A 10,530-nucleotide genomic window follows, 5' to 3' on the forward strand; every position below is an offset into this window, starting at 1 on the left:
GGCCTCGCCGCACACTACCGCGGGGGCGCGCCGCCGATGATCGAAGAGACCGCAGAGCACGAGCCGGAGGCGGTCCGGCGGACCACGGGCGGCGCCGAGAGCAGCCGGGCCAGCCGCGGCTGGTGGGACCGCAACGCCGACGAGTACCAGACCGAGCACGGCGCCTTCCTCGGCGACGACCGTTTCGTCTGGGGCCCCGAGGGGCTCGACGAGGCCGACGCCGCCCTGCTGGGCCCGGCGAGCGGCCTCAAGGGCCTCGACGTGCTGGAGATCGGCGCGGGCGCGGCCCAGTGCTCGCGCTGGCTCGCCGCGCAGGGCGCCCGCCCGGTGGCGCTCGACCTCTCCCACCGCCAGCTCCAGCACGCCCTGCGCATCGGCGGTGACGTTCCTCTGGTCGAGGCCGACGCGAGCGCCCTGCCCTTCGCCGACGGCTCCTTCGACCTGGCCTGCTCGGCCTACGGGGCCGTCCCCTTCGTCGCCGACCCGGTGCAGGTGATGCGGGAGGTCCGGCGCGTGCTGCGGCCCGGAGGGCGGTGGGTCTTCTCCGTCACCCACCCCATCCGCTGGGCGTTCCCCGACGAGCCGGGCCCCGAGGGCCTCTCCGTCGCGGCCTCCTACTTCGACCGCACCCCTTACGTGGAGCAGGACGAGCAGGGCCGCGCCGTCTACGTGGAGCACCACCGCACGCTCGGTGACCGCGTGCGGGACGTCGTCGCGGCCGGGTTCCGGCTGACCGATCTCGTCGAGCCCGAGTGGCCGGCCTGGAACCAGCAGGAGTGGGGCGGCTGGTCCCCGCTGCGCGGGAACCTCATCCCGGGCACGGCGATCTTCGTCTGCGAACGGGACGAGGGCCCTTCCGGCGGATCATGACCTCCGCGGTGGTCCCGGTGGACGGGTGTTCCGCCGGGCCCTCCCCGTGGTGGTGACCCGCCGTTGCGGCGGGCTGTTCTCCCGGGAGCCCCGTTCGCCTCCCGGGCCGGGCCCCGGCGTGGGGGCACCGGCCGCTGGGCGAGACTGGGCCTGTGATCCACCGTGACGCCCTCGACCGGCTGCCCGTCCGCTCCGCCCTCCCCGCGCTGACGCGCGCGCTCGACGCGCACGGCGCGGCCGTGCTGTGCGCGCCCCCGGGCACCGGCAAGACCACGCTCGTCCCGCTGGTCCTCGCCGGGCTCACCGGAGACGGCCCGCGACAGCGCGTCGTGGTCGCCGAGCCGCGCCGGATCGCCGCACGGGCCGCCGCCCGCCGCATGGCGTGGCTGCTGGGCGAGAGCGTGGGCGAGCACGTCGGCTTCACCGTGCGCGGCGAACGGCGGGCCGGGCCGCGCACGGTCGTCGAGGTCGTCACCACCGGTGTGCTGCTGCAGCGGCTGCAGCGCGACCCCGAGCTCGCGGGCGTCGGCACGGTCGTGCTGGACGAATGCCACGAGCGCCACCTCGACGCGGACACCGCCGCCGCCTTCCTCCTGGACGTACGGGCCGCGCTCCGTCCCGAGCTGCGGCTGGTGGCGGCGTCCGCGACGACGGACGCCGAGGGCTGGGCCCGGCTGCTCGGCGACGCGCCCGTGGTCACGGCCGACGGCGTCTCCCACCCGGTGGAGGTGGTGTGGGCGCCGCCGGAGCGGCCGGTGCGGCCGCCGCACGGCATGCGGGTGGACCCGGCCCTGCTGGAGCACGTCGCCGGAGTGGTGCGGCGGGCGCTGCGGGAGCGGGAGGGGGACGTGCTGTGCTTCCTGCCCGGCGTCGGGGAGATCGCCCGCGTCGCGGGCCGGCTGGGCGACCGGGAGGCGCTGGGGGCCGAGGTGCTGCAGGTGCACGGGCGGGCCCCGGCCGCGGTGCAGGACGCGGTGCTGGCCGGTGGCGCCGGGAGCCGGCGGGTGGTCCTGGCGACCTCCGTGGCGGAATCCAGCCTGACGGTTCCCGGGGTGCGGGTCGTGGTGGACGCGGGCCTGGCCCGCGAGCCCCGTACCGACCACGCGCGCGGGCTGAGCGCGCTCACGACCGTACGGGCCTCGCGCGCCTCGGCCCGGCAGCGGGCCGGGCGTGCGGGGCGCGAGGCTCCCGGGGCGGTGTACCGCTGCTGGTCGGAGGCCGACGACGTGCGGCTGCCCGGGTTCCCGGCGGCGGAGATCACCGTCGCGGACCTGACGGCCTTCGCCCTGCAGGCGGCGTGCTGGGGCGACCCCGACGCGTCCGGGCTCGCCCTGCTCGACGCACCGCCGTCCGGCGCGATGGCCGCCGCCCGCGACGTCCTGACGGCCACGGGCGCCGTCTCGGCGGACGGCCGCCCGACAGACCGGGGCCGGCGCATGGCCCGCCTCGGTGTGCACCCCCGCCTCGCGCGCGCCCTCCTGGACGGCGCCCGGGAGGCCGGCGCGCGCCGTGCGGCGGAGGTGGTGGCCCTCCTGAGCGAGGAGCCGCCCCGCGAGTACGGCGACGACCTGGCGGCCGCCTGGCGCACGGCGCGGCGCGGCGGCGACGCGTACGGGGCGCGGTGGCGCGCGGAGGCTCGGCGGCTCGAAAGCGCGCTGAAAGGCGTGGCGGAGCCGGGCGTGGCCGAGCCGGGCGTCGCGGAGAACGGCGCGCGCGGCGCGGCCGGTGCGCTGTCCGACGACGCCGTGGCCGGGCTCGTCACCGCGCTCGCCTACCCCGAGCGGGTGGCCCGGCTGCGCGGCGAGGGCTCGTACCTCATGGTCTCGGGCACGGGGGCGCAGCTCGGTGACGGGTCCCGGCTGCGCAGCGCGCCCTGGCTCGCGGCCGCCGTCGCCGACCGGCCCGTCACGGCGGCCTCGGCACGGGTGCTGCTCGGCGCGGTGATCGACGAGGGCACGGCGCGGGCCGCGGCGGGGGCGCTGCACGCCCAAGGCGAGGAGGTGCGCTGGTCGGAGGAGCGGCGGGACGTGGTCGCGCGGCGGGTCGAGCGGCTCGGCGCGGTCGAGCTGGCGTCCCGCCCCCTGGCCGAGCCCGGGCCCGGGCTCCTGCGGGCCGCGCTGGAGGAGGGGCTGCGGCGGGAGGGGCCGGGGCTGCTGCGCTGGACGGCCGAGGCGACCGGGCTGCGGCAGCGGCTCGCGTTCTTGCACCGGGAGCTGGGCGAGCCGTGGCCGGACGTCTCCGACGCCGCGCTGCTGGAGCGCCTGGACGACTGGCTCGGCTGGGAGCTGGGCCGCGCGCGCCGCCGGTCGGACCTGGAACGGGCCGACGGCGGGAAGGCGCTGCAGCGGCTCCTGCCGTGGGCGTCCGGCGATGCGGCGCGCCTGGACGAGCTGGCGCCCGAGCGGATCGAGGTGCCCAGCGGTTCGCGGATCCGGGTGGACTACGGCGGCGGGCAGCCGGTGCTGGCCGTGAAGCTGCAGGAGCTCTTCGGCTGGCAGGAGGCGCCGCGGCTCGCGGGCGGGCGGGTGCCGGTGCTCGTCCACCTGCTGTCACCCGCGGGGCGGCCCGCGGCGGTCACGGCGGACCTGGCGTCGTTCTGGCGCGACGGCTACCGCTCCGTACGCGCCGAACTCCGCGGCCGCTACCCCCGCCACCCGTGGCCCGAGGACCCGACGACGGCACCCCCTACGCGGCGGGCGACGGGGGGCCACTGAGCGGGTAGGGGTACCGGCGGGGCCGGGCGCGGCGGGGCGGCCGGCGCGCCACGGCGGCGGAGGGAATCCGGCCCGCCCGACGGGACCCGGCGCCTGGCCTTCGCCATCGCCATCGCCCAGGTCCTACGGCACCGCCGGACAGCATGTATCCGATGGCTCACCGCTGCGGCGGAGGCGATTCGGCCGGCCGACGCCCGGCACGAGCCCCCGGCCCGCGCACCGCACGGCACGGCACCGCCGGACAGCATGTATCCGCTTGCTCACCGCTGCGGCGGAGGGGATTCGGCCGACCGACGCCCGGCACGAGCCCCCGCCCCACGCACCGCACGCCGCCGCCGGACAGCATGTATCCGATGGCTCACCCCCGCGGCGGACGGGATTCGGCCCGCCGAAGAACCCCGCGCGCCCGCAGCGCACCCCGTGCCCGGCGGCCGGGCGGGTCCTGGCGGGCCCGCCTGGCCTCTTCGCTGTCGCGGCGGAAGGGCACCCCGCGCACCTTTCTTCCGCCGCGACGTCCGGCCGCCTCGGCAAGGCCTGTCGGCGGGGCCCGCCGGGCGTGCCCGGTGAGGGCAGAGCACCTCAGGGGAGGTAGCGCTCGACCGCTGCGGATCCCTTCTCCTCGATGAGCCGCTTCGCCCGCTCCACCCGTTCCGGTGTCACGTCCCGGCCGGACGCCATGACCAGGTCCTCGGGGTCGATCGGCCGCTCGCCCCCGGTGTACAGCTGCCGCGGCCGGGACGTGGTGGATCCGTCCTCGGTCTTCTCCTTCGCGCTCTTGTCCTTCACGGCGAGCCTCCTCTGCTCCATGCGGCCCTCTTCCCCGGGGCCTGCCGCTCGGTTTTCCCTCCATCGTGTGCCTTTTGTCCGGTAAATGCACGACGAGGGCGGCCGCGGGCTTCCAGGAGCAGGGCGAGGGCCAGCAGCAGCCCGCCCAGGCCGGCGCTCCCCCACGGCAGCCACGAGGTCATCAGGAGCACGAGCCGCCGCTGGGAGGTCACGAGGCCGACGGTGGCGTCGACGTAGTCGGGGCGCATCTTCACGTGCCCGGCGAACGCCGTGATCGGCTTCTTGTCCGGCCGGCCGGTCCAGCGCAGCTCTTCGCGGTGGATCTCTTCGCCGTTGACGGGGGCGCCGGTGACGGGGTCGACCCAGAACATGCGCCGGGTGGTGTACCAGCGCTCCAGCCCCAGCTGCCGCACGGTGTCGGGCGTCACGCCGAGAGGCATCCGCCGGGGCAGGGGGACGTGGGTCCAGGGGACGGTCTGCTCGAAGTAGTAGACCTCCAGGCCGCGGAAGGAGCGGGTGCCCCGGTAGTGGATGGGGGCGGAGGTGCGGGTCTGCATGTCGAAGTAGCGGTAGTCGCGCTTCTCGACGAGGAAGGGCCATTTGTAGGCGATGCCGTCGCGCCGTACGGGCGTGTCGTCCACGTGCTCGCCGCCGGCGTGCACGGGCTGCTGGCTGTGGGCGTCGAAGACGTAGCGCTCGGGGATCTGGGAGATCATGGCGCCGTCGGGCCCGGACATGTGGGTGAGGGTGTCCCAGACGACGACGTCGTACCCGGTCTCGCGGCGGACCTTGCGGGCCTCTTCGGCGTTGCCCTTGAGGGTCTGGACGAGGGTGACCTTGGGGACGGTCCGCGGCTCCATGCGGGCGTAGTCGAGCAGGGTCGCGTCCTTCGCCTCCAGGACGGCGCTCTGGTAGCTGCCCGCGGGGACCTTGGCCAGGCGGGGGAAGGCGTACCAGCGCAGCAGCGGGGCGAGGGCCGCGAGGAAGACGGCCACCGCGAGGAGGATCAGGCTCGCTCTGCGACGCACGGCGCGCCCGGCCCGTCAGGGGTGCGCGGGGGCGGAGGTGAGCAGGGGCCTCGGGGAGGTGGTCCCTTCGGGCGGGCCGATCGCGGTGACGGTGAGGACCAGGGCGAGGGCGGCGGCCAGTCCGACGGCCGCGGCGGCCAGTGCGCGCATGCGAAGCCTCCCGGCGGGATCACCCGGACCTGACGAAGCGTCAGGAGTGGGCACGGTAGCAACGCACGCCGCAGATGAGAACCACGCGCACGGCCGTCCTCCCGTGAAGCACGGCCCCTCTCCCGTGAAGGCAGAGGGGCCGTAGCCGTACGGACGCGGGCGCACTCGGTGCGCGGCGCACTCAGTGCGCCGCGGACTCCCAGTCCCGCCCGACGCCCACCGACACGTCCAGCGGCGCGCTCAGCGAGACCGCCCCGGCCATCTCGCGGCGGACCAGCGCCTCGACGGCCTCCCGCTCGCCCGGCGCGATCTCCAGCACGATTTCGTCGTGGACCTGCAGCAGCATCCGCGACGAGAGCTGCTCCGCCTCCAGCGCCTCGCCCACCCGCAGCATCGCGATCTTGACGATGTCCGCGGCCGTGCCCTGGATCGGGGCGTTCAGCGCCATCCGCTCGGCCATCTCACGGCGCTGGCGGTTGTCGCTGTTGAGGTCCGGCAGATAGCGGCGGCGGCCGAGCATCGTCTCGGTGTAACCCGTGGCGCGCGCCTCGACCACGGCCCGCTGGAGATAATCCCGCACGCCGCCGAAGCGCTCGAAGAAGGTGTCCATCAGCTTGCCGGCCTCGCCCGGGGCGATGTTCAGCTGCTGGGACAGGCCGAACGCCGACAGACCGTACGCCAGGCCGTACGACATCGCCTTGATCTTCCGGCGCATCTCCGGGTCGACCTCGGTCTTGGCGACGCCGAAGACCTGGGAGGCGACGGTGGTGTGCAGGTCCTCACCGGAGTTGAACGCCTCGATCAGGCCCTCGTCCTCCGACAGGTGGGCCATCACGCGCAGCTCGATCTGGCTGTAGTCGGCGGTCATCAGCGACTCGAAGCCCTCGCCGACGACGAAGCCGCGGCGGATCGCCCGGCCCTCGTCCGTGCGCACCGGGATGTTCTGCAGGTTGGGGTCGGTGGACGACAGCCGGCCCGTGGCCGCCACCGTCTGGTTGAAGGTGGTGTGGATGCGGCCGCCGGGGGCGATCGCCTTGATCAGCCCCTCGACCGTGGAGCGCAGCTTCGACTGCTCACGGTGACGCAGCATGATCACCGGGAGTTCGTTGTCCGTCTGCGCCGCCAGCCACGCCAGGGCGTCGGCGTCCGTGGTGTACCCGGTCTTGGTCTTCTTCGTCTTCGGCAGGCCCAGCTCACCGAAGAGCACCTCCTGCAGCTGCTTCGGCGAGCCCAGGTTGAACTCGCGGCCCGCAGCGGCGTGCGCCTCCTGCACGGCCTGCTGCACCGCGGCCGCGAACTGCTGCTCCATGCGCTCCAGCCAGCCCCGGTCGGCGGCGATGCCCGCCCGCTCCATGCGGGCCAGCAGCGCGCTCGTCGGCAGCTCCACATTGCGCATCAGCTCCGCCGCGCCGACCTCCTCCAGGCGCGTGGTGAACGCCGCACCCAGATCGAGGACCGTACGGGCCCGGCCCATCAGTGCGTCCGCCTCGGCCTGCTCGTCCGCACCGAACGCCAGCTGACCGTCGCCCGCGGCGGCCGTGGCCAGCTCGCGGCCCAGGTACTCCACCGACAGCGCGTCCAGGGCGAAGGAACGGCGACCCGGCTTGACCAGATACGCGGCCAGCGCCGTGTCCATCGTGACGCCCTCGATGACCCAGCCGTGCTCGGCGAAGACCCGCATCGCGGACTTGGCGTCGTGCATGACCTTCGGCGCGCCCGCGTCCGCGCTCCACGCGGCGAACGCCCGCTCGTCGGCCTCGTCCAGCTCGGCGGGGTCGAACCAGGCCGCGGGGCCCTCGCCCGTCGCCAGCGCGATCTCCGCGACCCGGCCGCTGCCCAGCGACCAGGAGTCGACCACGGCCACGCCCAGCGGAGCCGAGCCGTGCCCGGCCAGCCACGGCGCGAGCTCGCCCGCGCCCAGCACCGTGCCGTCCACCTCGGCGCCCGCCTCGGGAACGATCTCCTCCGCGGCCTCCGCACCCGGGTCCGCGGCCAGCAGCCGCTCCCGCAGACCCTGATTGCGGATCTCCAGACCCTCCAGGAACGCGATCAGCGCCTTGCGGTCGTACGCCGCGCGGCGCAGCCCCTCCGGGCCCACCGGCAGCTCGACGTCACGCACCATCTCCGTCAGGCGGCGGTTGAGCTTGACGGCCTCCAGGTGATCACGGAGGTTCTGCCCGGCCTTGCCCTTGACCTCCTCGACGCGCTCCACCAACTCCGCGAACGAACCGAACTGATTGATCCACTTCGCGGCGGTCTTCTCGCCCACGCCCGGGATGCCCGGCAGATTGTCCGACGGGTCACCGCGCAGCGCCGCGAAGTCCGGATACTGCGACGGCGACAGGCCGTACTTCTCCTGCACCTTCTCCGGCGTGAAACGCGTCAGCTCCGAGACGCCCTTCGTCGGATACAGCACCGTCACGTCGTCCGAAACGAGCTGGAAGGAATCACGGTCGCCGGTGACGATCGAGACGTGGAAACCCTCGGCCTCCGCCTGCGTGGCCAGCGTGGCGATCACGTCATCGGCCTCGAAGCCGTCCACCGCGAAACGCCGCACGCTCATCGCGTCCAGCATGTCGCCGATCAGCTCCACCTGGCCCTTGAAGTCATCCGGCGTCTTCGAACGCGTCGCCTTGTACTCCGGGAACTCCTCCGAGCGCCACGTCTTGCGCGACACGTCGAACGCCACCGCGAAGTGCGTGGGCTGCTCATCACGCAGCGTATTGGCGAGCATGGACGCGAAGCCGTACACCGCATTCGTCGTCTGCCCGGCCGCCGTCGTGAAATTCTCCGCGGGCAGCGCGAAGAACGCCCGGTACGCCATCGAGTGCCCGTCCATGAGGAGCAGGCGGGGGCGACCTCCCTCCGCTGCCTCGCTGCCGGTCGGTTCGTTCGTCTTCACTGCCTTTGCTGCCACGCCCCCGATCCTGCCACGCCCCACTGACAATCCCGGCCACGCCCGACCTCCCCCCGGCACCCGCCACCGCCCCGTGACAGGATCGGACCGAACGGAGAGACCCGCACGGAGAGATCCGTACGGAGAGATCCGTCGGCAGACCCGCGCAGCAGATCCGTACGGCAGACCCGTAGTGACACAGCGCACCACCGACCGCTCAAGGGAGAGCGACATGGCAGGCAAGCCACCCACCGGCGATCCCGTCCAGGACGCACCGGACGTCACCGCCCCGCAGTACGCCGCCGCCGGCCTGCCCGCCGTCGCCCACTCCCTGCGCATCGCCCACCAGCAGATGGGCGCCCGCCGCACCGCCCTCACCCTCCTCAAGGTCAACCAGAAGGACGGCTTCGACTGCCCCGGCTGCGCCTGGCCCGAGCCCGACAAGCGCCACGCCGCCGAATTCTGCGAGAACGGCGCCAAGGCCGTCGCCGAAGAAGCCACCCTGCGCCGCGTCACCCCCGACTTCTTCGCCCGCCACCCCGTGGCCGACCTCGCCGGGCGCAGCGGCTACTGGCTCGGCCAGCAAGGCCGCCTCACCACCCCCATGTACCTGGCCGAGGGATCCGCCGCCTACGAGCCGGTCAGCTGGGAGCGCGCCTTCGACATCATCGCCGGGGAACTGACCGCCCTCGCCTCCCCCGACGAAGCCGTCTTCTACACCTCCGGCCGCACCAGCAACGAAGCCGCCTTCCTCTACCAGCTCTTCGCCCGCGAGTACGGCACCAACAACCTGCCCGACTGCTCCAACATGTGCCACGAGTCCTCCGGCTCGGCCCTGTCGGAAACCATCGGCATCGGCAAGGGCAGCGTCCTCCTGGAAGACCTCTACAAGGCCGACCTGATCATCGTCGCCGGGCAGAACCCCGGCACCAACCACCCCCGCATGCTCAGCGCCCTGGAGAAGGCCAAGCGCGGCGGCACGAAGATCATCACGGTCAACCCGCTCCCCGAAGCCGGCCTGGAACGCTTCAAGAACCCGCAGAACGCCCGCGGCCTCGCCGGCAACGGCACCGCCCTGACCGACCTGTTCCTGCAGATCCGCCTCGGCGGCGACCAGGCGCTCTTCCGGATGCTCAACAAGCTCGTCCTGGAGACCGAGGGCGCGGTGGACACGGAGTTCGTCCGCGAACACACCCACGGGTACGAGGACTTCCGCCGCGCCGCCCTCGCCGCCGACTGGGACGAGACCCTGCGCGCCACCGGCCTGAGCCGCGCCGAGATCGAGCAGGCCCTCGGCATGATCCTCGCCTCCAAGCGCACCATCGCCTGCTGGGCCATGGGCCTCACCCAGCACAAGCACGCCGTCCCCACCATCAAGGAAGTCGTCAACCTCCTCCTCCTGCGCGGCGACATCGGCCGCCCCGGCGCCGGCGTCTGCCCCGTCCGCGGCCACAGCAACGTCCAGGGCGACCGCACCATGGGCATCTTCGAACGCCCCGCACCCGCCTTCCTCGACGCCCTGGAAAAGGAATTCGGCTTCACCCCGCCGCGCGAACACGGCCTTGACGTCGTCCGCGCCATCCGCGCCCTGCGCGACGGCGAGGCCAAGGTCTTCTTCGCCATGGGCGGCAACTTCGTCTCCGCCACCCCCGACACCGACGTCACCGAGGCCGCCGTCCGCCGCGCCCGCCTCACCGTCCACGTCTCCACCAAGCTCAACCGCTCCCACGTGATCACCGGAGCCCGCGCCCTCATCCTGCCCACCCTCGGCCGCACCGAGCGCGACCGGCAGGCCGGCGGCGACCAGTTCGTCACCGTCGAGGACTCCATGGGCATGGTCCACGCCTCCCGCGGCGGCCTGAAGCCCGCGAGCCCCCACCTCCTCTCCGAGCCCGCCATCGTCTGCCGGCTCGCCCGGCGCGTCCTCGGCGCCGCCTCCACCACTCCGTGGGAGGCCTTCGAGCGGGACTACGCCACCATCCGCGACCGCATCGCCCGCGTCATCCCCGGCTTCGAGGACTTCAACGCCCGCGTCGCCCGCCCCGGCGGCTTCACCCTGCCCCACGCGCCCCGCGACGAACGCCGC

General features: G+C 74.2%; 7 protein-coding genes. 3 read left to right on the forward strand and 4 right to left on the reverse strand.

What is annotated here, in order from left to right:
* Positions 1-36 precede the first annotated feature (36 nt).
* Both ACSNOG_RS02750 and hrpB read left to right on the forward strand, forming a co-directional pair.
* Positions 37-870: a class I SAM-dependent methyltransferase gene (locus ACSNOG_RS02750; protein WP_436750876.1), complete on the forward strand. Its 834-nt coding sequence runs from the start codon at positions 37-39 to the stop codon at positions 868-870.
* A gap of 152 nt (positions 871-1,022) precedes the next feature.
* Positions 1,023-3,584, forward strand: a complete 2,562-nt coding sequence (hrpB, locus tag ACSNOG_RS02755) for an ATP-dependent helicase HrpB (RefSeq protein WP_436750877.1) — start codon at positions 1,023-1,025, stop codon at positions 3,582-3,584.
* Positions 3,585-4,163: 579 nt separating this feature from the next.
* On the opposite strand, the gene ACSNOG_RS02760 is transcribed toward hrpB, so the two are convergent.
* The 4 genes from ACSNOG_RS02760 to polA form a co-directional block, all read right to left on the reverse strand.
* Positions 4,164-4,370: a hypothetical protein gene (locus tag ACSNOG_RS02760; RefSeq protein WP_436750878.1), complete on the reverse strand. Its 207-nt coding sequence runs from the start codon at positions 4,368-4,370 to the stop codon at positions 4,164-4,166.
* Complete coding sequence (locus ACSNOG_RS02765) at positions 4,367-5,398, reverse strand: DUF3068 domain-containing protein (protein WP_436750879.1); 1,032 nt, start codon at positions 5,396-5,398, stop codon at positions 4,367-4,369. The genes ACSNOG_RS02760 and ACSNOG_RS02765 overlap by 4 nt, the downstream gene beginning before the upstream one ends.
* 15 nt (positions 5,399-5,413) lie before the next feature.
* Positions 5,414-5,548 carry an SPW_0924 family protein gene (locus ACSNOG_RS02770; protein ID WP_436750880.1) on the reverse strand — a complete coding sequence of 45 codons (135 nt, stop codon included), beginning with the start codon at positions 5,546-5,548 and terminating at the stop codon, positions 5,414-5,416.
* A gap of 181 nt (positions 5,549-5,729) precedes the next feature.
* Complete coding sequence (gene polA, locus ACSNOG_RS02775) at positions 5,730-8,387, reverse strand: DNA polymerase I (RefSeq protein ID WP_436750885.1); 2,658 nt, start codon at positions 8,385-8,387, stop codon at positions 5,730-5,732.
* A gap of 289 nt (positions 8,388-8,676) precedes the next feature.
* On the opposite strand from polA, the gene ACSNOG_RS02780 reads away from it, so the two are divergent.
* The coding region (locus ACSNOG_RS02780; RefSeq protein WP_436750881.1) for an FdhF/YdeP family oxidoreductase at positions 8,677-10,530 on the forward strand (1,854 nt) is incomplete at its 3' end.

The sequence above is a fragment of the Streptomyces sp. URMC 124 genome (assembly GCF_051386455.1).
GTDB lineage: Bacteria > Actinomycetota > Actinomycetes > Streptomycetales > Streptomycetaceae > Streptomyces.

Bases quoted from the DNA above. Each gene is read 5' to 3' on its own strand.
- ACSNOG_RS02750 (WP_436750876.1), top strand. From the start codon at position 37: ATGATCGAAGAGACCGCAGAGCACGAGCCGGAGGCGGTCCGGCGGACC.
- ACSNOG_RS02770 (WP_436750880.1), bottom strand. From the start codon at position 5,548: ATGCGCGCACTGGCCGCCGCGGCCGTCGGACTGGCCGCCGCCCTCGCC.
- polA (WP_436750885.1), bottom strand. From the start codon at position 8,387: ATGGACGGGCACTCGATGGCGTACCGGGCGTTCTTCGCGCTGCCCGCG.